We start from the raw sequence: 24,451 nt of genomic DNA, 5'->3' as shown, positions 1-24,451 counted from the left end.
CTCATGTTATGTCCTTATTGTGAATTATTAAATTATACTCTTTTTATATAAAAATATCAACCATATAATAAAGATAGTGCATATTAAACTTAATCAATATCTACCACTTATTTAGGAGACCCAAAAAATCGAACACCTCATCCCTGAAAACGCGACGTTCCATGAAGGAAAAGGGTGCCCGAAATGCTCCGATACCGGCTTTTGCGGACGGATACTGATCTCCGAAATCCTGACCGTCGACGAAGAGATCTCGAAAATGATCGCCGAGGGGGCATCCAAATACGAAATTTCGCGCTACGCACAGGAACACACGGGGTTTGAACCGATGATCGCCGACGGCCTCAACAAAGTGCTCCAGGGGATCACCTCGCTCGAAGAAGTGCTCCGGATCACCAAGGAAAAATAGGTGAAGTTTTTTCAGATTCACTACAAGATCGGAAAACGCAAATCTTCCATGGTCCTCGAAGCGGCCAACAAACTCGAAGCGCTCAAACAGTTCCGGGACAAAAACCTCGGCGTCCCCCAAAAAGTGTACGAAGTCTCCGAACCCCTGAACCTGCGGTTTCGACGTTACAGGGAGCGTTTCGCCAACCCGATCAAAGAGAGAAGGGTCAAAGACGAACCCTACATCGCCTTCCTCGACCAGCTCGCCATCATGCTCGATGCGGGGATTCCGATCAACACCTGCCTCGCCGACAGCGTCAAAAACACCGACGAACCGATGATACGGGCCATTTTCGCCGAAGTACTCTCCAACATCGAAAGCGGCCAGAGCCTCAGCTACGCCCTCTCCAAATTCCAAAACCAGCTGGGGACCCTGACCCTCTCGATGTTCGAGCTCGGCGAGCAGACGGGGACCCTCAACATCGCCGTCGCAAAACTTGCGGCCATTTTCCAGCAGATGCACGACAACCGCCGGATGCTCAAAAAAGCGACCCGTTATCCCCTCTTTATCATCACCGCGATGGGGATTGCCTTCGTCGTCGTGATCACGTTCGTCGTTCCGCAGTTTCAGGCTTTTTTCACCCAATCGGGGCTGGAACTCCCGTTCCCGACCAAAGTGCTGCTGTGGACCGAACACGCGATCCGGCTTTATGGCCCCTACATCCTCGGTGCCGCACTATTACTGGCCGCAGGGTTCAACCACGCCTACAAAACCCTACCCGCCCTGCGCCTCAAAACCGACCGCTACTGGCTTAAAGTCTACATCGTGGGTAAAGTGACCTATTACGCGATGATCGGCCGTTTCATCTATCTTTTCGACGCGCTGAGCGATGCGGGGATCCCAATGAAACGTTCACTCGAAATCGCCGCGAGTTCGGTGGACAACACCTACCTGCGCCAGGAACTCCAGAAAATCGCCGGGGCAATCGAAGACGGAAGGTCGCTGGCGCAGGGGTTCGGTGAAACGGGACAGTTTGAGGGGATGATCGTGCAGATGGTCCGCACGGGGGAAAGCAGCGGCTCTTTGGGAAAAATGCTGCGCAAGATCACCCAGGTCTACGCGAGCCGTTATACCTATATCGTCGACAACATCACGGCGATGATCGAGCCCGTCCTCATCACCGCGATCGCCGGATTCGTCCTCATCCTGGCGCTGGGGATCTTCTTGCCGATGTGGTCGATGGTAGAGCTGGCGGGCTGACCGATGGAAATCGAAAGCGGCACCCTCGTCATCGCTTTTTCAAGCGCCTTCGTTCTGGCCGCGGCGTTTTGGATCATCCACAAGATCACCCGGCTTTAACGTCTTCCTCGACCTCTTTTTTCATAAACCACAGGTATCCGGCCACGACCGAAGCGGCACCGACGACGAGAGCCAGCGTAATTTCGCGCAGATACAACTCGATCAAGGCCTCGTTACCGCCGATCATGTATCCTAAAACCGCGAGAATCGTTCCCCATATCCCCGCACCCAGCGCCGTGTACGCGCTAAAAAGCGGCAGATTCATCCGCGCCAGTCCGGCCGGAACCGAGATAAGTTGTCTCACGCCGGGAATCAGCCGCCCGATGAACGTCGAAATGACCCCGTGCCGCTCGAAAAAACGGTCCATTTTCGCCAGGGTGGCGAGGGAGATAAAGAAATAACGCCCGTGCCGCTCGAGGAAAGGGCGCCCGACCCACAGAGCCCCGAAATAGTTGACGTAAGCGCCGATCATCGATCCCGCCAGCCCCGACAGAATGACCAGCCACAGGTCCATTTTCCCCTGTGAGGCAAGGTATCCCGCGGGGATCATCACCACTTCACTGGGAAAAGGGATAAACGAACTCTCTACCGCCATCAGGGCGACGATTCCTACGTATCCCATCCCCGCCACCGTATCGACCAGCCATTGCGTCATTTCAGCCAGCATTGTTCCCCTTTTCGATCGCTTCGATGATATGCACCGCTCCGGATGGGGCGATCAGGTTCCCCAGCCGTTCGCTTTTGGGGCGGATATCGCTCAGTATCGCTTCTTGAAGCTTCAGGGAGAGTTCCTCCCCCTGTCGCTCGCACCAGCCGCAATCGTATTTGAGAATATACTGCGCATTATGAAACTGATGATCCGCCGCCGCGAACGGGAATGGGATGAAAAACGTCGGAACCCGCGCCGCGCAAAGCTCCCACAAAGTACTGGCCCCCGAACGGCTCACCGCGAAATCGCTCCGTGCGATCAGTTCGGCGATCTTGGTCGTAAACCCGTAGACTTCGGCGTCGATCCCCATTTCGCGGTAGGCGGCGCGAACCCTCTCTTCTTCCTTGGCGCCGCACTGGTGGATAATGGCGATCCCCCCGCTTGAGAGCCACGGAGCGATTTCAAGGGCGAGATCGTTGATGAACTTGGCCCCTTGCGATCCCCCCAGGAAAATGATCGTTTTGACCCGGTCGCGCACCCGCGCGTTTTCGAAATAGACGGGGTTGACCGGATAATCGCAATGATTTTCCCCCTCTTCGTACGAGCTGAAAAACCGTTTCGCATAGGGGCGAAGAATCGTGTTGAGCTTACCAGTTACGGCGTTTTGCTCATGGATATAGAGGGGTGTTTTCGTCATCACGCTCGCCAATGCGGCCGGAGCCGCCGAAAACCCCCCGACGCTCACCACCGCATCCGCACCGAAAGAACGGATCAGCCGGCGCGATGCCAGAAGCGCCTTGAAAACCTTCCACAGTGCCCCCAGTTTTCCGAGCCCTTTTTTGTTTACGACTCCCGTCGTTTCAAGAAAATGGGCCTCTTCAAACAGCGTGCTTTCGCTGAACCACTGACGGTCCTGTCCCGACGTCGAACCGATGAACATGACGCGGTGCCCCCTGGATTTGGCCGCTTCGGCCAGCGACAATGCGATGACGAGGTGCCCTCCCGTCCCGCCGCCGGTAAAAATAATATTCATTTTTCCATTCTCCTGTTACACGACATCGGAATCGATCCCGATGTCTACGCTAACGCTGTGTTCGCTTCGGCAGCGGGCCCATGCACGCAAGCGTGCTTTGATCATTTTCTGTCTCCAGGTTTATAAACGATTTTTTTGGAGAGCATCAGCACCATTCCAATCCCGATCGACGAAGCGAGCATCGCCGATCCCCCGTAGCTCAAAAACGGCACCGAGATCCCTTTGATCGGGGTAAGGCCGCTGATGCCGTAGGCATTGATCATGAACGCGAAGGTGATCAGAAGTCCCACCCCGAGGCTGAAGAGGTAGGCGGTATCGTTGTGGGAACGGTTGGCGATTTTAAAGAGGCGGTGCAAAATCATGATAAAGAGCATCGTCACCCCGAGCACCCCCACGAATCCGAACTCTTCGGCGATACCCGCCAAAACGAAGTCGGTATGCACTTCACTCAAAAATCCGAGTTTGAAGGTCCCTTCCCCAAGCCCCGTTCCGAAAATCCCGCCGTTGTGGATCGCGTTGAGCGAGTGGCCGATCTGGTAGGGTTCTTCGGCGTTTTCGATCCGAAGGTGTTTGGCTATCGATTCGGGAAAAAACGCCAGGATCGTACTCTGCGCCCCTTCCCACCACGAGAGGATACGGTTGATCCGGTGTTCGGCGGTAAGGATGAAAAAGAGGAAAAAGGCGACGGCGCCGCCGATGAGGGTCATAAAAAAACGGAAACTGCTCCCCGCAAAAAAGAGCATAAACGCAAGTGTCAGCGCCAGTACCACAACCTGCCCCAGATCGTTTTGCATGATGGCGATCAGAAACATCACGAGGACGAATACGGCCGCGTAGGGGGCAAAGCGTTTGAACTCCTCCCACACCCCGATCCCCGCGTGATGCCCCAGCTTACGCGAAAAACTCCAGGCCAGAAAATAGACGAACCCGATTTTGAAAAACTCCACCGGGGCGAGCGAAAAGCCCGGGAGCTTGATCCACCGCTTCGCCCCACCCACTTCGCTCACCAGCGACGCGGGCAGAAACGGCATCACCGCCATCAGCAGCATCCCCCCGAAAAAGAGGGTCAGCCCCAGACGGTGGAGCCAAATATCAGGATCGAGGCGGGAGAGGGTCCACATCAGCAGGATCGAGACGATTCCCACCCCCAGTTCACGGATCACGAAATGGAAATCGTTGTATTCGAACAAAATAACCGTGTACGCCGAGAGGGTATACGAGCAGATGATCCCTACCGTAATGAGCGCCGTCGTCAAAATAAATAATTTTTTATCCGCCATTGTTCACTTGATACTGTATAATTTAGCGACAGTATATCGCTCTTTGTAAAAGAGTTCGATAAAAAGAGACACCCAATTTTTGGAATATTTTTTGCTTTACACTTTGACATAAGGAGCCGGCAATGGGTTTGATGATTTCAAAAGCACATGAACTGATGAATGCAGCGCTTGATTACCGCGCCGCACGACAGGATATGATCGCGGGCAACATCGCCAACGCCGACACCCCTTTTTACCGTCCCAGAGACATTCGGTTCGAAGAGACGCTCGCCCAAAAAAGTGCCGCCATCTTCGGACCCAAAAACCAGGTTCTGCCGATGGCGCGGACGAACGGCGCCCATCTGAGCGGTACAAACGGGATTTCCGATCCCAAACCGACGGTTTTTTTCCGCGACGGCCACATGGCGCGCAACGACGGGAACAGCGTCGATCTCGATGTCGAAACGACCGAAATGGCCAAAAACTCGATGATGTACAACGCCATCATCGCGGCCAAGAAAAAAGGGACCGGCATCTACAAAAGCGTTATCGACGCTTCATCCAAAACATCGTAAGGATTAGGTTATGGCTTTTCTGAACAGCTTCGACATCAGCGGATACGGACTCTCGGCGCAGCGCGTCCGCGTCAACGCAATCAGCTCCAACATCGCCAACGCCCAGACTACCCGGACCGACGAGGGGGGGCCTTACCGCCGGCAGGAAGTCGTTTTCAAAGCGATCGATTTCAACCAGGTCTACAACCAGGCGCTCGAACGCAACACATCGGCCCTCTCTTACAGCGACCCCCTCCAAGAAGGGCTCGCTGGGATCAAGCCAAACCCGGCGATCATGAGCGTTATCGTCGATAAGATCGCCCGGGACGACACCGCGCCGAAAATGAAATACGATCCGTCACATCCCGATGCGGACGCGAACGGCTACGTTGCCTACCCAAACATTAATCCCGTTGTGGAAATGGCCGATTTAGTCGAAGCAACCCGCTCGTACCAGGCGAACGTCGCCGCGTTTGAAAGTGCCAAAAACATGGCTTCAAGCGCTGTTTCCATGATGCAATCATAAAAGATTAAGAAAGGAAGACCACGATGGCTGATATCCAATCGATCAAATCTCTCTCCACAGCCGATCTGCTGGCCAAAAAAAGCGGCAATGCGACCGAAACAAGCCAGACCGACTTCGCCCAGGAGCTTAAAAACGCGCTGGGCAACGTCAACCAGATGCAGGTTGAAGGGGAAAAGGCGATGAGCGACATCGCGACCGGCGCCGTCAAAGACCTTCACCAGGCGGCGATCGCGATCGACAAAGCCGAAATCAGCATGAAACTGATGCTCGAAGTGCGGAACAAAGCCCTGAGCGCCTATAAAGAAATCACCCGAACCCAGATTTGATTTAGCCTCTTTTATGCGCCATTCCAACAAATCCAAAAAAATACTTGCCCTTTTTCTCGTCCTCTTATCCGGATTTGTGATTTTTCTGGCGGTGATGCTCTACACCGCCTTGCATGAGCGCGACATCCCCTCCATCTATTCCGAAGACACCGCCAAAGCCCAGCGCGGTTCGATCGTCAGCGCCGACGGATACTATATCGCCACGACCCAAAAGCTCTACAAGGCCGTCGTCAATACCCGCAACATCGATCCCGATAAAGAGGAGCTGTTTATCCAGCTTTTCAGCATCTACAGCGGTACCGATCCCGATGAAATCCGTCAGCGTCTCCATACCCGCAAAGGCTCGGTGACGCTGAGCTACCATATCAGCCCCAAAGAAGCGATGTACCTCAAAACCCTTGCATTCGAGCTGCGGAGGCTCGGAGTCTTTATCGAATACGAGACCCCCGGCGGAGACCGGATCCTCCAGGGACTCAATATCCTCGAAAGCGGCGAAGCGCGCCGTTACCCCTATGGGCGTCTTCTGACACCGCTGCTGGGCTATCCGCGCAAAATCGAGGAAGAGGGTTACACCCGCGTTTACGGGATCAAGGGACTTGAAAAGTTCTTCGACGAAGAGCTCAACCCCCAGCAGAACAAAACCCAAAAAGCACTACGCGACGTCAACGGCTACCTCATCCTCAACCGCCAAAGCGACGTCAAACGCCAGATCAACGGCCTTACCGTCAAACTCAACATTCCCATCGCATTCCAGGCGCGGGTGGAAACGATCACCGACCAGATCAAAGAGCAGCTGCAGGCCGACGAAATCATCGCCACCGTCATGGAGGCCAAAACGGGCAAAATCATCGCGCTGGCCAGTTCCAACCGTTTCGACCCCAGCCGCATCCGCCACGAAGACTACCCTTCGCTCAACACCAATGCGATCGAATACAGCTATGAACCCGGCTCGGTCATCAAGCCGATCATCTTCGCCCTGCTGCTCGACCGTAACCTCATCAACCCCTACGACATGGTCAACGGCCACGGCGGGAAATGGAAATTCGGACGCAAGGTGATCGTCGACGAGCACAAATTCGACATGATCAGCGCCGAAGACGTCCTGGTCCACTCTTCCAACATCGGTATCGCCCAGCTCGCGCAGAAACTGGGCGGCGTCGAATACACCGAAGGGCTCCAGAAATTCGGGTTTACCCGCTTCAGCGGGGTCGACCTCCCTTACGAAAAGCGCGGAAGCATCCCCTCGTCCACGCAGCTCAACAACTATCTCTACAAGGCGATCACCTCGTACGGGTACGGGATGCGGGCCAATGCGATGCAGATTCTCAAAGCCTACAACGTTTTCAACAACGGAGGCAAACTGATCAACCCGATGGTCGTCGAAGCGCTCTACGACGACAACGGCCGCGCCATCCCGATGCAGATTCAGTCCCCTACGCAGGTGATCGCCCCCGCCACGGCCGAGCGGATGAAACAGATCCTTATCAAAACAGTCAACGTCGGAACGGGGATCGGGGCCAAAACGCCCGGGCTTGAGATCGGCGGAAAAACGGGGACGGCGCACATCGCCAAAAAAGGGAAATACGTCAACAGCTACCATACGTCGTTCGTCGGCTTCGCGAACGACAAAAAGCGTCAATACACGATCGGGATCACCGTCATCGAACCGCGTACCGTCTATTTCGCCTCCATCACCGCCGTCCCGGTTTTCAAAGCGATTGTGGACGTGATGGTCGAAGAAAAAATGCTCGTTCCCGATCCCGCAGCGGTCGCCGCCGCCGAAGCCGCCGCCGCCGCGGCTGCCCCCACCACGGCCGAAGAGAGCGCCGCGGCAGTCCGTTAACGCATCGCGCTTTTCAGCGCCTTTTGGATCAGCGCGGTCGCTTCTTTCTCAAAGGGGTAGTGTTTGCGGATTCCCCACACTTCGATGATAAGCTCCCCTTTGAGCATCACTTTGCGTTTGGCTTTGACGATACCGATAATCCGATCGCTCTTCAATCCCCGCGGATCGACTTCGAGTTCGAGCGGGATGATTTTACTCTCCCCGCTGGGGATCAGCATTGATCCGAGCGTATCGATTTTGGCCTGCCCCTGGGCGAAGCGTTCTTTGTCGTCGACGAGGGCGTAGGTGAGCGACACCACTTTGAAATCACTGTGCCACTGGTTGTTGACCTTCAGGTCGCTTCCGATCCGGATCGGAGCGCTCTGCAGCGGTGCCCCCAGAAGCGAAAGGACACCCAGCACCACTTCCGAACCGGAATTTTCCCATCGCACGTTCCCTTCGGGCTCGACGAAAATATCTTTCCCCAGCTTCGGGGCACATCCCCCCAGCAACAAAACCGTCAGTGCGGCGGCGGCAAACTTTCTCATCCTCACATCCATACGTTGTCGATCAGGCGCGTCGATCCGACGCGTGCGGCGACGAGGACGATCGTATTGCCGATTTCGACCCGTCCGATCGACTCGAAGGCACGGTTGACGATTGCGACGTACTCGACCTCCAACGGTTCGAGGATCTCCAGCATCTGCGCCTTGATCGCATCGGATTCGAGCGTCCCCTGCATTACCAGTTTCGTCGCCCGTTTGAGCGACGCGGAGAGTTTCAGCGCCTCGGTCCGCTCGGAAGGATTCAGGTAAACATTGCGGCTTGAGAGGGCCAGCCCGTCGTTTTCACGGACCGTATCCATCGGGACGATCGTAAGATCCATAAAAAAGTTCCCCACCATCTGGGTGATCAGGGAGAGCTGCTGCGCATCTTTTTTCCCGAAATAGGCGCGGGTGGGGCGAACGAGATTGAAAAGCTTCATAACGACGGTAAGGACCCCGTCGAAATGCCCCGGGCGGGATGCCCCTTCGAGAATGTAGCCGCGCACGTCGGGAGCGGTGATCCGCACTTCATCACGGCCGTACATCGTACTCACGTCGGGGTAGAACAACACGTCCACCCCGCTGAGCTCGCAGATTTTGAAATCGGCCTCTTCGCGGCGGGGATATTTGGAGAGGTCTTCCCCCGGCAGAAACTGGGTCGGATTGACGAAGATCGAGACGACGACGGTATCGTTCTCACGCCGCGCCGCGTCGATGAGGGTGCGATGGCCGATGTGGAGCGCCCCCATCGTCGGGACGAAACCGACCGATCCCGTTTTGGAATCAAGAGCGTTGCGCAGTTCTTGCGCCGATCTGGCGATAATCATGCTTTTAGCCTTTATGCAGGGGAGGTGTACTATAATCGCAATTATAATATATCACAAGGTATTCCCACTTATGGACCACTACGAATATACCGAACTTCTCAAAACGCTGACGACGAAAATGCAAAACGTCACCGACGTCGTCCGTCCAGACCTCATCGAAGCGCGCCTCAAAGAGATCGCGGAGCTCGAAAACTCCCCTGAGTTCTGGAACGACGCGGCAGCCGCCGGAGCGGTTCAGAAAGAGAAAACCCAGGCCGAACGGCGCCTGGCAAAATACGCCAAGACCTTCAATGCCCTCGGCGATGCCAAAGACCTCTACGACATGGCCAAGGAAGAGGGAGACGACGAAACAATCGAAAGCCTTTTCGCCGATGCCCCCGGACTGGAGAACCAGGTCAAATCGATGGAGATCGAGGTGTTGCTAAGCGGCGAGCACGACAGCCACAACGCGATCCTCACCATCCATCCGGGTGCGGGGGGAACCGAGTCCCAGGACTGGGCATCGATCCTGCTGCGAATGTACACCCGCTGGGCCGAACGCCACGACTTCAGCGTTGAAATGCTCGACTACCAGCCCGGTGAAGAGGCGGGGATCAAGGATGCATCATTGCTGATCAAAGGGGTCAACGTCTACGGCTATCTCAAAGTCGAAAACGGCATTCACCGCCTCGTGCGGATCAGCCCGTTCGACTCGGCAGCCAAACGGCACACGTCATTTACCTCGGTCACCGTTTCTCCCGAAATCGACGACGACATCGAAATCGAGATCGAGGACAAGGATATCCGCCTCGATACCTACCGCGCATCGGGGGCGGGCGGCCAGCACGTCAACAAAACCGAATCGGCGATCCGTATCACCCACATCCCGACGGGAATCGTGGTACAGTGCCAGAACGACCGAAGCCAGCACAAAAACAAGGCGACCGCCTTCAAAATGCTCAAATCCCGCCTCTATGAACTCGAACTCGAAAAACAGCGCGCCGCGATCGACGGCGTCGAAAAAAGCGAGATCGGCTGGGGCCACCAGATCCGTTCCTACGTCATGGCCCCCTACCAGCAGATCAAAGACAGCCGTTCGGGCGAAGCGTACAGCAATATCAACGCGATCCTCGACGGCGACCTCGACGAAATGCTCGAAGGGGTTCTCATCTCGCTCAGCCGGAAAGAGGAAGAGTAATCCTCCTCGCCCATGAACCAGATTCTCAAAGAGTGTGCCCTTCATGAGCCCTGTGCCTACATCAGCGGCAACTCCCAGAGCATCCATTACAAAATCATCCAGGAGTGCAGCCGCGAACAGTGTGAAGCGCTGATTCTCAGAGGCTGGCGGCGTTTCGGGTCGATGTATTTTCGCCCCATCTGCCAGGAGTGCCGCGCGTGCGAAAGCCTCAAGATCGATGTACAAAACTACACGTTCAGCAAGTCCGAACGCCGCATCCTCCGGAAAAACGGCTCATGGAACACCCTGATCCGTCCCCCGACCCTCACGCGCGACCACCTGGAGCTTTTCGAACGCTATCACCGCTACAAACACCATACCCGCTCCTGGGACGAACCCAAAGTCGATCCCAAAAACTATTACGCCTCATTCGTGCAGGGGCACGGCGATTTCGGATTCGAAATCCTCTATTTCGACGACGAACGCCTCATTGCCGTCGACCTGGTCGATATTCTCGACGAGGGGATCAGCGCCCTGTATTGCTACTACGATCCCGATTACCCCTCATTTTCGCTGGGACGCTACACACTGCTCGAGCAAATCCGCCTCGCGCAGCGTCTTGGGCTGAAATGGATCTACCTTGGGTATTACGTCGAACAATGCCGGAGCCTCTCGTACAAAGGCTCGTACAAGCCCGCATTACAGCTCCAGGGGCGCCCCGAAGAGGATGAAACGCCCCTTTGGCGGAGTGCCCCTTAATCCCGCCCGCTGATCATCCGTGAAACCAGGCCGCCCTGATCACTTTTTTCCGCAAGGACGACTCCCGCGATATGGATTGCCATAAACGCGAACACACTCCAGCCCAGATACATATGGACGCTCTCGACGATCTCTTTGCCCTCCCCGGCCAGCTTCCAGTACAATACCAGCCCGCTGAGCGACATCGCCGCCAAAACCCCGTAAAAAAGTTTGTACAGCGTGTAGACTTTTTGCATGGCGGGGTTGTCGTCGAATCCGAATCCGTTTTTCAGTACCATCGCGATCCGCACTACCAGCAACACCGCTACCGCAATCCCCAGATAAATATGCCAGTCCCACATCGGCGCGCGCACCGCCTTGCCGATCATCACCGCCTGCTCGTCCGTGATTATCGTCCCGATTTCGGCCAGTTTGGCCTGAACGATCCCTCCGATCTGTTCCTTGTGCATGACGCTCATCCGCAATACAACCGTGATAAACAGCCCGAACACGGCAACCGCCTGCAGCCAGTGCCAGATCCGGTATAAAGGGGAAAATTGACGCATGAAAACTCCTTCAATAGATACGCTATCATACCACGAAGAATTCAATAGACTATTAATGCGAGATCAACATGAATACCGTCCGTTTTGCCGAGCGGCTATGCACCCCGTCCAAAGTGGTCTGCATCGGCCGCAACTACGTCGAGCACATCCATGAGCTGGGGAACGAGATCCCCTCGTCGATGGTCGTTTTCAACAAGCCCAACTCCGCCGTCACGGGTACGCTCCGCTTCATCTCCGACGATACTCGCTTCGAAGGGGAGATCTGCTTTCTGATGATGGGCGGGGCGATCGCGGGAGTCGGTTTCGGCCTTGACCTCACCAAAGCACAGATACAAAACCACCTAAAAACCAAGGGTTTGCCGTGGGAACGGGCCAAAGGGTTCGACGGTTCGGCGGTACTGGGAGAGTTCGTCCCTTTCAGCGGGCCGCTCGAATCCCTTCGCATGACGCTCCACATCAACGGCGCCTTAGCGCAGGAAGCGACCTATGAGTTGATGATCTACAAACCGCTTGATATGATCGAGGAGATCAAAAGTTTCATGAGTTTCGAAGACGGTGATATCATCATGAGCGGCACGCCCAAAGGGGTAGCATCGTACAATCTCGGAGATGAATTTGTCGGACGTATTTACAGCGGCGATCTGTTGCTGATGGAAAGTTCCTGGAGAGTTGAATAAAAGAGGAAAGAAATGCGCCCGGGGGCGCAAAAAGGGGCGTAACGGCCTTAGCTGTTACGTTTTTTGATGATTTCGTCCGCAACGTTGCGTGGAACTTCTTCGTAGTGATCGAATTCCATAGAGTAGCTTGCGCGACCCTGAGTTGCCGAACGAAGGTCGGTAGAGTAACCGAACATTTCTGAGAGCGGAACGAACGCGTTAACGATTTTGTTACCGGAACGGTCACCCATGTTGTTAACCTGGCCGCGGCGGCGGTTAAGGTCACCGATAACGTCACCCATGAAGTTCTCTGGAACTTCAACTTCGACTTTCATCATCGGCTCAAGGATACAAGGGTTGGCTTTACGCGCAGCCTCTTTGAAACCCATAGAAGCGGCAAGTTTGAACGCCATTTCGGATGAGTCGACCTCGTGGTACGAACCGTCGTAAACGGCCACTTCGATATCTTCGATCGGATAACCGGCGAGGACACCTTTTTGCATCGCTTCCGCACACCCTTTTTCAACCGCAGGGATATACTCTTTCGGAATAACCCCACCTTTGATTTCGTTGTGGAATACGAAACCGGTTCCCGGAGTACCCGGTTTGACGCGAAGGTAAACGTGACCGAACTGACCGCGTCCGCCTGATTGTTTCGCGTATTTGTATTCCTGGTTGACTTCGTTGCGGATCGCTTCGCGGTACGCTACCTGAGGAGCACCCACTTCCGCTTCGACTTTGAACTCACGGAACATACGGTCAACAAGGATCTCGAGGTGAAGTTCACCCATACCGCTGATGATCGTCTGACCTGTCTCTTCGTCCGTGTGAACACGGAAAGAAGGGTCTTCCGCAGCCAGTTTACCCAGAGCGATACCCATTTTTTCCTGGTCGGCTTTCGTTTTCGGCTCTACCGCAACGGAGATAACCGGCTCAGGGAAGTGCATACGCTCGAGGATAACGCGATCTTTCTCGTCACACAGGGTATCACCCGTCGTGGTGTCTTTAAGACCGACAACCGCACCGATTTCACCAGCGTAGAGCGCTTTGATCTCTTCACGTTTGTTCGCGTGCATTTTAACGATACGTCCGATACGCTCTTTTTTACCTTTGGTGGTATTGATCGCGTACGACCCCGATTCGAGGATACCGCGGTACATACGTACGAAGGTGAGCTGTCCGACGAACGGGTCGGTCATAATTTTGAACGCCAGTCCGGCAAACGGCTCATCGTCAGTCGAGTTAACGATAACTTCGGCTTCCTCGTCGTCTTCTTTCGTACCGCGGATCTGTGCAACTTCCAGAGGTGATGGGAGGTAATCGACAACGGCATCCAGAAGCGTCTGAACCCCTTTGTTTTTGAACGACGTACCGCACACCATCGGGATGATCTCCATTTTGTGACATCCCGCTTTGATACCGCGCATGATCTCTTCGGTCGTCAGTTCGCCCTCTTCGAAGTATTTCTCCATCAAAGATTCGTCACCCTCGGCCGCCGCTTCGATCATTTTTGCACGATACTCTTCGGCTTTCTCCAACAAATCGGCAGGAATCTCTTCCTCTCGGTAGTTTGAACCCATCGCCGCATCGTCGTCCCAGAGGATAGCTTTCATTTTAACGAGGTCAACAACCCCTTTGAAAGCATCTTCCTGACCGATAGGGATTTGAATGGGAACCGGACGCGCTTTAAGACGCTCGGTGATCTGGCTCTCTACGTTGTAGAAATCGGCACCGATACGGTCCATTTTATTGACATATACGATACGGGGAACACCGTAACGGTTTGCCTGACGCCATACTGTTTCTGACTGGGGCTGAACGCCGCCGACCGCACAGAATACCGCAACGGCACCGTCAAGAACACGCATAGAACGCTCAACTTCGATGGTGAAGTCAACGTGGCCCGGAGTGTCGATGATGTTGATCTGTTTTTTGCGCCATTCACAAGTGGTCGCAGCCGATGTAATCGTAATACCGCGCTCCTGCTCCTGCTCCATCCAGTCCATGGTGGCGGCACCTTCGTGAACCTCACCGATTTTGTGTGAAATACCGGTGTAGAACAAAATACGCTCGGTAGTAGTCGTTTTACCCGCGTCGATGTGAGCGGCGATACCGATGTTTCTTACGTCTTCAAGTTTATGGGATCTTGCCATGATAACAGCCTTAGTGTGTTTGGTTAAATATTAAAGACAAGCGCGGAAAGAAGAAAGATCCCCTTTCAGTGCTTGACGAACGACGTCTCCCGGAGAGGCCGACGTCAGTTTAAGAAAAATCTTACCAGCGGTAGTGAGCGAACGCTTTGTTCGCTTCTGCCATTTTGTACGTATCTTCTTTTTTCTTGAACGCTGTACCTTTATCGCTGGCAGCATCCATCAATTCATTAGCCAAACGCTCGGCCATTGTACGCTCGTTGCGTTTGCGCGCTGCATCCGTCAACCAACGGATCGCCAAAGAAAGCTGGCGGACAGGGCGTACTTCTACTGGAACTTGGTAGGTCGCTCCACCCACACGGCGGCTTTTTACTTCGATAACGGGTTTGATGTTATCGATTGCGGCGTTGAATACGTCGATACCGCTTTTTTCACCACGTGAACTGATGATATCCAAAGCACCGTACATGATTTTCTCGGCGACGCTTTTTTTACCGTCCCACATGAGTTTGTTGATGAACTTTGTCAATACTTTTGAACCGTGGATCGGGTCGGGCATAATTTCGCGAACGGGCGCTTTTCTTCTTCTCATTTTACTTTTCCTTCAATGGTTTTCATTTACTCAAAATACGGTCATCATCAACCGGATTTTGTCGGTTTAGTGACTAATTACTTAGCCTTAGGTTTTTTCGTTCCGTATTTAGAACGAGAAACTTTACGATCTTTAACACCCGCAGTATCGAGTGCACCACGAACGATGTGGTATTTAACCCCCGGAAGGTCTTTTACCCGGCCGCCGCGAACGAGAACGATCGAGTGCTCCTGCAGGTTGTGGCCTTCCCCACCGATATAACTGATGACCTCGAACCCTGAAGTCAAACGAACTTTAGCGACTTTACGAAGAGCCGAGTTCGGTTTTTTCGGGGTTGTGGTGTAAACACGAGTACATACTCCGCGGCGCTGCGGGCATGACACCAAAGCAGGTGATTTGGATTTGTAAACCACCTTCTGACGCTCTTTACGAATAAGTTGGTTGATTGTTGGCACACAATCTCCTTTATTGAATTTGTTCCAGTAGAATATTCAATCCACTCAAACGAGGGGACTAATAAACGCGCAATTGTACCGGATTTTCAATTAAATGGAGCTTATTTTAAGGAACTTGTAAGTAGAAGGAAAAAGGAGGGTTCAGCGGCCGATGCCGCCGAAATTATTCGCCAAACTGGATTTTTTGGTCTTTGTAGATACCGGTACCGACCGGGATGGTGCGGCCGATGATAACGTTCTCTTTGAGATCGGTCAGGTCGTCGATTTTTGCCGCGACCGCCGCTTCGGTAAGAACTTTGGTCGTGTCCTGGAACGACGCGGCCGAGATGATCGAGTCGGCGCTGACCGCCGCGCGGGTGATACCCACGAGGTACGGCTCGGCAATTGCCGGTTCCCCGCCGAGGCGGAGGATTTTTTCGTTCTCGACTTTGAACTGCGCTTTGCTGACGACGTCGCCTTCGATGAACTTCGTGTCGCCCGAGCGGAGAATTTTCACCTGGCGGAGCATCTGGGTGAAGATCACCTCGATGTGCTTGTCGGCGATGTTAACCCCCTGGCGGCGGTAAACCTGCTGAACTTCGCTTACCAGGTAGTTGTACAGCGCTTTAACCCCGAGGATTCTCAGGATCTCGTGCGAGCTGACGATACCGTCGGTCAGACGCTCGCCGGCGTGAACGAACTCGCCCGGATGAACAAGGATACTCAGGTTTTTATCGACAAGGTACTCTTTGATCATACCGTTTTCAGACGTGATCATGATACGCTCTTTACCACGGAGCGGCTTGCCGAAGCTGACCACACCGTCGAGCTCGGCGATGAGGGCGACCTCTTTGGGTTTACGCGCTTCGAAAAGCTCGGAAACCCGTGGAAGACCCCCGGTAATGTCGCGCGATTTCTGAAGCGCTTTCGGCGTACGGGCCAGAATGTCGGCCACTTTCACTTCAGCACGGTCCTGCGCGAAGATTGCCGTTTTCGGCTCAACCGCATAACGGATGATTGAACCGTCCGCCGAAGCGAGAACGATCGCCGGTTTAAACTCCGGAGCAACGTATTCGTTGATCATCAGACGCGTTTTACCCGTCAGTTCGTCGAACTGCTCGGATGCGGTGACGCCCGGGATAATGTCTTCGAACGTCACGACACCGTCGGTTTCGGAGATGATCGGGTTCGAATACGGATCCCATTCGGCGATCACGATCGACTCTTCTTTGAGCGGTTTCGCCAACAGGGTGTCGGCTTTGACGCTTTCGTTGTCGTTGATCTCGATGATCGATCCGCGGGCAATGTAGTGACGGATCGCTTCGCGGTCGTCCGCATCGGCGACGACGGCGAAGAGCCCTTTTTCTTCAACGCTGTACCCTTTGGCGATCTCGTGGTGACGCTCGAGGTAATCGCCTTTGAGGAGGTAGTATTTAACCGTCCCTTTCTCTTTGGCATAGATTTTCTGCGTTACCGGGGCACCGTCTTTGACCTGGATTTCCGAAGCGTACGGGATACGGTTGGGAACGTTCCAGCCGTCTTTGATCGTTTCGACGATCGATTCGTGCTCTTTGACGCTGGCGCCGTTTTCATACGGCAGATAGAATTTCCCTTCGATCTTGCCGCTGACACCGGCCAGTTCGTTCGGTTTGGCCACTTCGTTTTTACGGAGTGTGTAGCGTACCGTCTGGCTCTCGCCTTTGACACTGACGATAACCTCGTCGTGAATCGTCTGAATTTCCACCGTTCCCGCAAACGGAGCCTTGATTTTCGGCTCTACGAGCAAGATCGCGGCGTTACGGCGGTTCGCAACGATGTTTTTACCCTCTTTGGAGGTATAGGTTTTCATGTTGTAATAACGGATGAAACCTTCTTTGGATGCGATGACCTGGCGCTCTTCACGGGTGCTTGATGCGGTTCCCCCGACGTGGAAGGTACGAAGGGTCAGCTGCGTACCCGGTTCCCCGATCGACTGGGCCGCGACGATACCGACCGCTTCCCCTTTCTTGACGATTTGGCCGGTTCCGAGGTTGAGGCCGTAACACAGTGCACAAACGCCCCCTTCGGATTTACACGTTGTCGGAGTACGGATCTGGACCGCCTTGATCCCCGCTTCAACGATTTTGGATGCCATGATCTCATCGATCAGCGTCCCTTCGGAATAAAGGATCTCGTTGGTGATCGGATCGATCGCGTCTTCGGCCAGCACCCGTCCGTAGATACGGTCTTCGAGCGGCTCGATCAGTTCATTACCGACGGAAATATCGGTGATCTCAATCCCTTCGTGCGTACCGCAGTCGTGCTCGACGATTTTAACGTTCTGAGCGACGTCGACGAGTTTACGGGTCAGGTAACCGGCATTCGCCGTTTTCAGAGCCGTATCCGCGAGACCTTTACGGGCACCGTGGGTCGAAATGAAGTATTCAAGAACGTTCAGACCCTCTTTAAAGTTCGAAATAATCGGTGTTTCGATGATCGAACCGTCCGGTTTCGCCATAAGTCCCCGCATACCGGCGAGCTGACGGATCTGCGCCGCAGAACCCCGTGCACCCGAGTCGGCCATCATGAAGATCGAGTTGAAACCTTCTTTGTCGCTCTGGATCAGTTCCATCATGCCGCCGGCAACCGTATTGTTCGTATCGGTCCAGACGTCGATGATTTTGTTGTAACGTTCCTGCTCCGTCAAAAGACCCGCTTCAAACTGCTTCTGGATCTCTTTGACACGGTTTTTCGATGCGTTGATCAGCCCCTCTTTTGCTTCGGGGATGATGATGTCGGCGATCGAAATCGATACCCCCGACTTGGTCGCATAACGGAAACCGAGATTTTTGAGGTCGTCCAGGAATCCGGCCGTTACGGCCACGCCGCCGTGCTTGTTGACGTAGTCGACGAGCGCGGAGATGTTTTTCTTTTTCATGACGACGTTCCACAGTTCGACCGGAACGAAATCGGGGAGGATCGATTTGAGGATCATCCGGCCAGCCGTCGTATGGATCATCCGGCCCTCGACGCGGGTACGTACTTTGGCGTGCAGATCCAGTGCGTTGTGTTCCAGTGCGACCATGATCTCATCAACATTGCTGAAAAGTTTGTTCGATCCCTTCGCTTCGTTTTTGGCCAGGGTAAGGTAATACAGACCCAAGACCATATCCTGAGACGGGGTTGCGATCGCTTTCCCCGAAGCCGGAAGAAGAATGTTCATGCTCGAGAGCATCAAGACTTTCGCTTCGGCAATCGCCTCGGCTGAAAGGGGAACGTGTACCGCCATCTGGTCACCGTCGAAGTCGGCATTGAACGCCGCACAGACGAGCGGGTGAAGCTGGATCGCTTTACCGTCGATCAGTTTGGGGTGGAACGCCTGGATCGAAAGTTTGTGAAGCGTCGGCGCACGGTTGAGCATGACGGGGTATCCCTCGACGATCTCGGCCAGACATTCCCACACTTCGTTGGTTTTCTCTTCGATCATTTTTTTCGCCGCTTTAACGGTCGTCGCGTACCCTTTGTCTTCGAGTTTCGCGATCAGGTGCGGCTTGAAAAGCTCCAATGCCATCTGTTTGGGCAAACCGCACTGATCCATCCGCAGATTCGGACCGACGACGATAACCGAACGGCCCGAGAAGTCGACCCGTTTACCCAGAAGGTTCTGACGGAAACGCCCCTGTTTACCCTTGATGATTTCAGAGAGCGATTTGAGCGGACGTTTGTTAGCCCCTTTGACCGCATTGGCACGACGGCCGTTGTCGAACAGCGCGTCAACCGCTTCCTGAAGCATCCGTTTTTCGTTGCGCACGATAATTTCGGGCGCTTCAAGTTCGATGAGGCGTTTGAGACGCTGGTTACGGTTGATGACGCGGCGGTACAGGTCGTTAACGTCCGATACGGCGAATTTTCCGCCGTCCAGGCTTACCAGCGGGCGAAGTTCCGGAGGAAGTACCGGAAGTGCGGTCAGCATCATCCACGCCGGGTTGTTCCCGGAATTGAGGAACGACTCGATGACTTTGAGGCGTTTGACGATCGTTTTACGCTTCGCTTCGGAATTCGTCGCGGCGACTTCTTCTTTCAATGATGAAAAAAGGTCGACCAGGTCAAGTTCGTCTAGGAGATCACGAACCGCCTGTCCTCCCATTTCGGCAACGAAACCGGCATCTCCGTAACGCTGTACGAGGGTACGGTACTGCTCTTCGTTCAATACGTCGTATTTCAGGACCGGTGAACTCTGTTCGGCGTCGTAACACGCCTCTCCGCCCTGTTTGACGATGTAGGCTTCGTAATACAATACCCGTTCAAGGTCTTTCATCTTGACGCCCAGCAGCGTTCCGATACGGCTTGGAAGCGAGCTGACGTACCAGATATGGGCGACCGGGGTTACCAGGTCGATATGCCCCATCCGGATACGGCGGACTTTCGCCGACGTGACTTCAACGCCGCATTTTTCACACACGACGCCTTTGTAGCGCATTTTTTTGTATTTGCCGCACAGACATTCGTAGTCGCGTACAGGCCCGAAAATTTTGGCACAGAACAACCCGTCGCGCTCAGGTTTGAGGGTGCGGTAGTTGATCGTTTCGGGTTTTTTGACTTCCCCGTGGCTCCATGAGAGAATTTTCTCAGGGGAGGCCAGACGGAACTGAAGCTGTTTGATGTCTGTCGGACGATTCTCTTCCGTTACGGTAACCGGTACTAATTTACTCATTGTCATCTACCTCGTCAAAAATCTCAATATCCAGTGCAAGAGACTGGAGCTCTTTGGTCAATACGAAGAGCGTTTCGGGGATACCCGATGCAGGAACGCTTTCGCCTTTCGTGATCGCTTTGTAAGCACGGACACGTCCGTCGACGTCGTCCGATTTGATCGTCAGCATCTCTTTGAGGACGGCGGAAGCGCCGTAAGCCTCGAGAGCCCACACTTCCATCTCCCCGAAACGCTGTCCGCCGAAGAGTGCTTTACCACCGACCGGCTGCTGCGTGACCAGAGAGTACGGCCCGGTTGAACGGGCGTGGACTTTCTCGTCTACGAGGTGGTGGAGTTTGAGCATGTACATGTATCCGACGTTGACGCGCTCTTTGAGCTTCTCACCGGTTTTACCGTCGTAAAGCTCCATTTTACCGTCATTGTCGAGTTTGGCCAGTTCGAACAGGCGGCCGAATTCTTCAGCCGTGACCCCTTCGAAAATAGGCGTTGCGAATTTCACCCCTTTAGACCAGTCCTGCGCATAGGAGAGCAATGTTTCGTCATCCATCGCGCCGATAGCCGCAGCGGCGTCCATCAGTCCGGCAACGTCGGCGAAAGAGACCATCTTGGTTCTCAATTGCGCGATGAAATCTTTTTGTTTCGCTTCGAACACTTCCTGGATTTGATAGCCCAGCTCACGCCCGACCATACCCAGGTGCATCTCGAGGATCTGCCCGATGTTCATACGAGACGGTACCCCCAGCGGGTTCAGACACACGTCAACGGCACGGCCGTTGGCCATGTACGGCATATCGACTTCGGGAACGATCGTGGAGACGATACCTTTGTTCCCGTGGCGACCCGCCATTTTATCCCCGACTTTGAGTTTACGCTTGGTAGCAATGTACACCTTGACGTATTTGACGACGCCGTTGGGGAGGATGTCGTCTTTTTCCAGGATCGAAAGCTTCTCTTCGTGCTCGTCGCGGAATTTTTTCTTCTCTTTCTGGAAGTGGTTCTTCGTCTGGTTGTATTTTTCCTGGACGTCGTCGCTGAACGCTTTGACGATGTTGTTCATCGCAAAACGGTTTACCTCTTTGAGGTCTTCGGCTTTGACGTTCTGGCCCGCTTTGTACTCGACGCCGTTGACGCTGACATCGCTGATCAGCGGATGTTTGGTCAACAACGAGACGATACGGAGCATCTCTTCCTTATCGATCATGAGCAGGCGGTCGTAATGCTCGCGCTCAAGCTCGTCGCGCTCTTGTTTTTCGAGTTCGAGGGTACGAGGATCTTTGTCGTATCCTTTTTTGGTGAAAACTTTGACGTCGACGACCACCCCTTCCATACTCGGCGTACAGTAGAGCGATTTGTTGACGACGTGACCCGCTTTTTCACCGAAGATGGCACGCAGGAGGCGCTCTTCGGGAGTCGGTTTCACTTCACCCTTGGGCGATACTTTACCGACGAGGATCATTCCCCCTTTGACGTAGGTACCGATTTTGACGATACCGCTCTCATCAAGGTGGGCAAGTTCTTCGTCACGGACGTTCGGGATATCGCGGGTGATCTCTTCGACCCCGTGTTTGAGTTCACGCGCTTCGGCCTCTTTTTCGTAGATATGAACCGAAGTGAACGCGTCTTCGCGGATCATCCGCTCGGACATGACGATCGCATCCTCGAAGTTGTATCCGTTCCACGGCATGAACGCGACGAGCGCGTTGATCCCCAGTGCCAGTTCCCCTTTGTCCATGTTCGGACCATCGGCGATAATCTGCCCTTTCCGGACAACCTGTCCCGCTTTGACGGTCGGGCGCTGCATGAACGTCGTATTCTGGTTGGTACGGAGATTTTTCTGCAACGGATAGTAATCGATGAACGTTCCGTCTTCGTCTTCGCCCATCACATAGATGTGTTTGGCGTCAACTTTTTCGACCACACCGCTGCGTTCGGCTTTGACACACTCCCACGAATCGCGGGCAACGAGTTTTTCAACCCCGGTTCCGACCATCGGTGCTTCGGGACGGAGCAGAGGAACCGCCTGACGCTGCATGTTCGATCCCATCAACGCACGGTTCGCGTCGTCGTGTTCAAGGAACGGAATAAGGCTCGCGGCGACACCGACGACCATGTGCGGAGTCAAATCGCGCAGTTCACACTCTTTAGGCGATTTGAGCATAATCTCGCCGTCTTGACGGATCTCCACCAGATCATCCAGGAAGTTCCCTTTGTCGTCAACGCGGCTCGATGCTGCGGCAATGATTTTGCCCTCTTCCTGAGTCGCAGTCAGATAGACCACTTCACCCGTAACGACACCGTCTTTGACGACGTTGTACGGTGCTTCGATAAACCCGTGCTCATTCACTTTCGAATAGGTTGCCAGCGTGTTGATCAGACCGATGTTCTGACCCTCAGGCGTTTCGATCGGACAAATACGGCCGTAGTGGGTCGGGTGGACGTCGCGCACTTCGAATCCGGCACGCTCTTTAACCAGACCGCCCTCACCAAGTGCGGAAAGACGACGCTTGTGCGTCACTTCCGAGAGCGGGTTCGTCTGGTCCATAAACTGCGACAGCTGTCCGCCGCTGAAGAACTCCATGATCGTGCTTGTGATCATTTTCGAGTTGATCAGATCGTGCGGCATCAGCTCGGTCGTCGGTCCGCTCATGGTGCTGAGCTTGTCTTTGATCGCTTTTTGCATCTTGACCAGACCGTTGTGCAGCTCGTTACCGAGCAGTTCACCGATCGAACGGATACGGCGGTTACCGAGGTGGTCACGGTCGTCGATGTGTCCCTGGCCGTTTTTGACTTTAACGACGTATTTTACGGTATTGATAATGTCTTCATGCGTCAGGACGGTCACGTATTCGGGAACGTTCAGACCCAGTTTGTGGTTCATTTTCATACGACCTACGCGCGTCAGATCGTAACGTTCCGGATCAAAGAAAAGCTGGTTGACGAATACCTTCGCCGCTTCTTTGGTTACCGGCTCGCCCGGACGCATCACTTTGTAGATACGGATTGCCGCGAGATCGTTTTCATCCTCAATCTCTTCGGTCTGTTTGAGCAGCTTCAGGGAGTCCGCATCCGCGATAAACGCATTGATGACGGCACTGTCGTGCCCTTCGGCAAGGTCGTTGGCGATAATGAACTCTTTTACGCCCGCATCGGCCATTTTGCGCAGTTTGGTTTCGTCCAGCTGCGTCATGGTGTCGAACATCACTTCACCGCTTTCCGCGTCGATGATCGGCTCTGCAAGGTGGCGCTCGATAAGGGTTTCGATCGGGTACTGGATCGATTTGACCCCTTCGGCAATCAGTTTTTCGGCTTTTTTGGTCGAAAGGCGTTTACCGGCGGCGACCAGCAACTTCCCGTCGGCATCGACCAGGTCGTATCCCAGACGTCCGGCGAACTGTTCCGGGTCGAAATCCATCAGATATTTGTTCTCTTCCACGCGGATTTTCTGGAGCGGGTAGAACATTTTGAGAATATCCTGCTTGCTGTATCCCAGGGCTCGGAACATAATCGTTACGGGAACTTTACGGCGCTTGTTGATGCGCATGTAAAGGATATCTTTGGGATCGTATTCAAAATAGAGCCACGAACCGCGGTCGGGAATGATCTGACCGGTGAAGATCAGCTTGCTGCCGGCGGTTGTCGATTCTTCCTCTTTGAAGATAACACCCGGAGAGCGGTGGAGCTGGTTGACGACAACCCGCTCGACGCCGTTGATGACAAACGACGTACGGTCGGTCATCAACGGGATGTCACGGATGAAAATGGTCTGTTCTTTGATGTCTTTGACACCGGTTTTTTCTTTGGTGTTTTCGTCGCGGTCCCAGATCACCAGCCGCGTTTTCATGCGGAGCGATACCGAATAGGTCAGGCCGCGTTCCATACATTCGCGTACGGTATATTTCGGGCGTCCTACTTCGGAACCGAGGTACTCGAGCGAAAGGCGGTTCTGCGTGTCGTGGATCGGAAACACCGACTGGAATACGCGTTCAATACCGCTTTTTGAGCGATCTTTCTGATCCAACATCAAGAAGGATTCGTAAGAACTTTGTTGGAGTTGTAACAAATTAGGTACTTCAATTTGCTGGGGAGTTTTCGCGAAATCGACGCGTAAGCGGTTTCCGGAGTGAAGAGTGTTTAACATTAGGCTACCTCAATCGAAGTTTTTGATCCCATAGGGATAAGTGCAAAGTCTACAGCTCAGGCGTCCCTGAGCCTATAACGACGTATGGGCACTTTACCGAGCA

Annotated in this window: 20 protein-coding genes; 9 read left to right on the top strand and 11 right to left on the bottom strand. The window is 54.0% G+C overall.

Features of this window, described 5'->3' with window-relative positions; all coding sequences use genetic code 11:
• Nucleotides 1–256 precede the first annotated feature (256 nt).
• Both AB1763_04335 and AB1763_04330 read left to right on the top strand, forming a co-directional pair.
• A complete protein-coding gene (locus tag AB1763_04335) occupies nucleotides 257–406 on the top strand; it encodes a hypothetical protein (GenBank protein ID MEW5832043.1) in 150 nt (49 codons plus the stop codon).
• Nucleotides 407–1,645, top strand: a complete 1,239-nt coding sequence (locus tag AB1763_04330; GenBank protein ID MEW5832042.1) for a type II secretion system F family protein — start codon at nucleotides 407–409, stop codon at nucleotides 1,643–1,645.
• A gap of 85 nt (nucleotides 1,646–1,730) precedes the next feature.
• Here AB1763_04330 and AB1763_04325 read toward each other — a convergent pair whose 3' ends face one another.
• The 3 genes from AB1763_04325 to AB1763_04315 all read right to left on the bottom strand — a co-directional run bounded on the left by AB1763_04325 (nucleotide 1,731) and on the right by AB1763_04315 (nucleotide 4,646).
• Entirely contained in the window at nucleotides 1,731–2,351 is a 621-nt protein-coding gene (locus AB1763_04325) for a DedA family protein (GenBank protein ID MEW5832041.1), read from the bottom strand.
• Complete coding sequence (locus AB1763_04320) at nucleotides 2,341–3,366, bottom strand: UDP-N-acetylglucosamine--N-acetylmuramyl-(pentapeptide) pyrophosphoryl-undecaprenol N-acetylglucosamine transferase (GenBank protein MEW5832040.1); 1,026 nt, start codon at nucleotides 3,364–3,366, stop codon at nucleotides 2,341–2,343. Before AB1763_04320 ends, AB1763_04325 begins: the two co-directional genes overlap by 11 nt.
• 101 nt (nucleotides 3,367–3,467) lie before the next feature.
• Nucleotides 3,468–4,646 carry a putative peptidoglycan glycosyltransferase FtsW gene (locus tag AB1763_04315; protein ID MEW5832039.1) on the bottom strand — a complete coding sequence of 393 codons (1,179 nt, stop codon included), beginning with the start codon at nucleotides 4,644–4,646 and terminating at the stop codon, nucleotides 3,468–3,470.
• A gap of 122 nt (nucleotides 4,647–4,768) precedes the next feature.
• Between AB1763_04315 and flgB the strand changes: the two genes are divergently transcribed.
• Genes flgB through AB1763_04295 form a run of 4 tightly spaced genes read left to right on the top strand, consistent with a single transcriptional unit; the run spans nucleotide 4,769 to nucleotide 7,874 of the window.
• On the top strand, nucleotides 4,769–5,200 hold the full coding sequence (flgB, locus tag AB1763_04310; GenBank protein MEW5832038.1) for a flagellar basal body rod protein FlgB: 432 nt from the start codon (nucleotides 4,769–4,771) through the stop codon (nucleotides 5,198–5,200).
• Nucleotides 5,201–5,210: 10 nt separating this feature from the next.
• Nucleotides 5,211–5,705, top strand: a complete 495-nt coding sequence (gene flgC / locus AB1763_04305; GenBank protein ID MEW5832037.1) for a flagellar basal body rod protein FlgC — start codon at nucleotides 5,211–5,213, stop codon at nucleotides 5,703–5,705.
• Nucleotides 5,706–5,728: 23 nt separating this feature from the next.
• The gene (gene fliE, locus AB1763_04300; GenBank protein ID MEW5832036.1) at nucleotides 5,729–6,031 is read left to right on the top strand and encodes a flagellar hook-basal body complex protein FliE; all 303 of its coding nucleotides are present in this window, start codon (nucleotides 5,729–5,731) and stop codon (nucleotides 6,029–6,031) included.
• Nucleotides 6,032–6,044: 13 nt separating this feature from the next.
• Nucleotides 6,045–7,874, top strand: a complete 1,830-nt coding sequence (locus tag AB1763_04295; protein MEW5832035.1) for a penicillin-binding protein 2 — start codon at nucleotides 6,045–6,047, stop codon at nucleotides 7,872–7,874.
• Here AB1763_04295 and AB1763_04290 read toward each other — a convergent pair.
• Both AB1763_04290 and panC read right to left on the bottom strand, forming a co-directional pair.
• Nucleotides 7,871–8,401 carry a hypothetical protein gene (locus tag AB1763_04290; GenBank protein ID MEW5832034.1) on the bottom strand — a complete coding sequence of 177 codons (531 nt, stop codon included), beginning with the start codon at nucleotides 8,399–8,401 and terminating at the stop codon, nucleotides 7,871–7,873. The two genes, AB1763_04295 and AB1763_04290, sit on opposite strands and share 4 nt — an antisense overlap.
• Nucleotides 8,402–8,403: 2 nt before the next feature.
• Complete coding sequence (gene panC, locus AB1763_04285; GenBank protein MEW5832033.1) at nucleotides 8,404–9,225, bottom strand: pantoate--beta-alanine ligase; 822 nt, start codon at nucleotides 9,223–9,225, stop codon at nucleotides 8,404–8,406.
• A 70-nt stretch (nucleotides 9,226–9,295) separates the two neighbouring features.
• On the opposite strand from panC, the gene prfB reads away from it, so the two are divergent.
• Together prfB and AB1763_04275 are read left to right on the top strand one after the other, a co-directional pair.
• Nucleotides 9,296–10,402, top strand: a complete 1,107-nt coding sequence (prfB, locus tag AB1763_04280; GenBank protein ID MEW5832032.1) for a peptide chain release factor 2 — start codon at nucleotides 9,296–9,298, stop codon at nucleotides 10,400–10,402.
• A gap of 12 nt (nucleotides 10,403–10,414) precedes the next feature.
• Nucleotides 10,415–11,140 (top strand): arginyltransferase, encoded by a 726-nt coding sequence (locus AB1763_04275; GenBank protein ID MEW5832031.1) that lies wholly within the window; start codon nucleotides 10,415–10,417, stop codon nucleotides 11,138–11,140.
• On the opposite strand, the gene AB1763_04270 is transcribed toward AB1763_04275, so the two are convergent.
• A complete protein-coding gene (locus AB1763_04270; GenBank protein MEW5832030.1) occupies nucleotides 11,137–11,685 on the bottom strand; it encodes a cytochrome b/b6 domain-containing protein in 549 nt (182 codons plus the stop codon). The genes AB1763_04275 and AB1763_04270 overlap by 4 nt on opposite strands.
• A 68-nt stretch (nucleotides 11,686–11,753) precedes the next feature.
• On the opposite strand from AB1763_04270, the gene AB1763_04265 reads away from it, so the two are divergent.
• Complete coding sequence (locus AB1763_04265) at nucleotides 11,754–12,362, top strand: fumarylacetoacetate hydrolase family protein (protein ID MEW5832029.1); 609 nt, start codon at nucleotides 11,754–11,756, stop codon at nucleotides 12,360–12,362.
• 47 nt (nucleotides 12,363–12,409) lie between these two features.
• On the opposite strand, the gene fusA is transcribed toward AB1763_04265, so the two are convergent.
• The 5 genes from fusA to rpoB form a co-directional block, all read right to left on the bottom strand.
• Nucleotides 12,410–14,494 (bottom strand): elongation factor G, encoded by a 2,085-nt coding sequence (fusA, locus tag AB1763_04260; GenBank protein MEW5832028.1) that lies wholly within the window; start codon nucleotides 14,492–14,494, stop codon nucleotides 12,410–12,412.
• Nucleotides 14,495–14,615: 121 nt separating this feature from the next.
• Nucleotides 14,616–15,083: a 30S ribosomal protein S7 gene (gene rpsG, locus AB1763_04255; GenBank protein MEW5832027.1), complete on the bottom strand. Its 468-nt coding sequence runs from the start codon at nucleotides 15,081–15,083 to the stop codon at nucleotides 14,616–14,618.
• 77 nt (nucleotides 15,084–15,160) lie between these two features.
• On the bottom strand, nucleotides 15,161–15,538 hold the full coding sequence (rpsL, locus tag AB1763_04250) for a 30S ribosomal protein S12 (GenBank protein ID MEW5832026.1): 378 nt from the start codon (nucleotides 15,536–15,538) through the stop codon (nucleotides 15,161–15,163).
• A 163-nt stretch (nucleotides 15,539–15,701) separates the two neighbouring features.
• A complete protein-coding gene (gene rpoC, locus AB1763_04245; protein MEW5832025.1) occupies nucleotides 15,702–20,210 on the bottom strand; it encodes a DNA-directed RNA polymerase subunit beta' in 4,509 nt (1,502 codons plus the stop codon).
• Complete coding sequence (gene rpoB / locus AB1763_04240; protein MEW5832024.1) at nucleotides 20,203–24,348, bottom strand: DNA-directed RNA polymerase subunit beta; 4,146 nt, start codon at nucleotides 24,346–24,348, stop codon at nucleotides 20,203–20,205. The genes rpoC and rpoB overlap by 8 nt, the downstream gene beginning before the upstream one ends.
• Nucleotides 24,349–24,451 lie beyond the last annotated feature (103 nt).

The organism is Campylobacterota bacterium, from assembly GCA_040752835.1.
In the GTDB taxonomy this organism is placed as follows: Bacteria; Campylobacterota; Campylobacteria; order Campylobacterales; family Sulfurimonadaceae; genus Sulfuricurvum.
This window is presented reverse-complemented; position numbering and strand designations above follow the sequence as displayed.

Excerpts from the sequence above, each read along its gene's own strand:
- AB1763_04315 (MEW5832039.1), bottom strand. The coding sequence starts at position 4,646 with ATGGCGGATAAAAAATTATTTATTTTGACGACGGCGCTCATTACGGTA.
- AB1763_04325 (MEW5832041.1), bottom strand. The coding sequence starts at position 2,351 with ATGCTGGCTGAAATGACGCAATGGCTGGTCGATACGGTGGCGGGGATG.
- AB1763_04275 (MEW5832031.1), top strand. The coding sequence starts at position 10,415 with ATGAACCAGATTCTCAAAGAGTGTGCCCTTCATGAGCCCTGTGCCTAC.
- flgB (MEW5832038.1), top strand. The coding sequence starts at position 4,769 with ATGGGTTTGATGATTTCAAAAGCACATGAACTGATGAATGCAGCGCTT.
- AB1763_04290 (MEW5832034.1), bottom strand. The coding sequence starts at position 8,401 with ATGAGAAAGTTTGCCGCCGCCGCACTGACGGTTTTGTTGCTGGGGGGA.
- panC (MEW5832033.1), bottom strand. The coding sequence starts at position 9,225 with ATGATTATCGCCAGATCGGCGCAAGAACTGCGCAACGCTCTTGATTCC.
- rpoC (MEW5832025.1), bottom strand. The coding sequence starts at position 20,210 with ATGAGTAAATTAGTACCGGTTACCGTAACGGAAGAGAATCGTCCGACA.
- prfB (MEW5832032.1), top strand. The coding sequence starts at position 9,296 with ATGGACCACTACGAATATACCGAACTTCTCAAAACGCTGACGACGAAA.
- fliE (MEW5832036.1), top strand. The coding sequence starts at position 5,729 with ATGGCTGATATCCAATCGATCAAATCTCTCTCCACAGCCGATCTGCTG.
- fusA (MEW5832028.1), bottom strand. The coding sequence starts at position 14,494 with ATGGCAAGATCCCATAAACTTGAAGACGTAAGAAACATCGGTATCGCC.
- AB1763_04335 (MEW5832043.1), top strand. The coding sequence starts at position 257 with ATGATCGCCGAGGGGGCATCCAAATACGAAATTTCGCGCTACGCACAG.
- AB1763_04265 (MEW5832029.1), top strand. The coding sequence starts at position 11,754 with ATGAATACCGTCCGTTTTGCCGAGCGGCTATGCACCCCGTCCAAAGTG.
- flgC (MEW5832037.1), top strand. The coding sequence starts at position 5,211 with ATGGCTTTTCTGAACAGCTTCGACATCAGCGGATACGGACTCTCGGCG.
- AB1763_04295 (MEW5832035.1), top strand. The coding sequence starts at position 6,045 with ATGCGCCATTCCAACAAATCCAAAAAAATACTTGCCCTTTTTCTCGTC.
- AB1763_04320 (MEW5832040.1), bottom strand. The coding sequence starts at position 3,366 with ATGAATATTATTTTTACCGGCGGCGGGACGGGAGGGCACCTCGTCATC.
- rpsG (MEW5832027.1), bottom strand. The coding sequence starts at position 15,083 with ATGAGAAGAAGAAAAGCGCCCGTTCGCGAAATTATGCCCGACCCGATC.
- rpoB (MEW5832024.1), bottom strand. The coding sequence starts at position 24,348 with ATGTTAAACACTCTTCACTCCGGAAACCGCTTACGCGTCGATTTCGCG.
- AB1763_04270 (MEW5832030.1), bottom strand. The coding sequence starts at position 11,685 with ATGCGTCAATTTTCCCCTTTATACCGGATCTGGCACTGGCTGCAGGCG.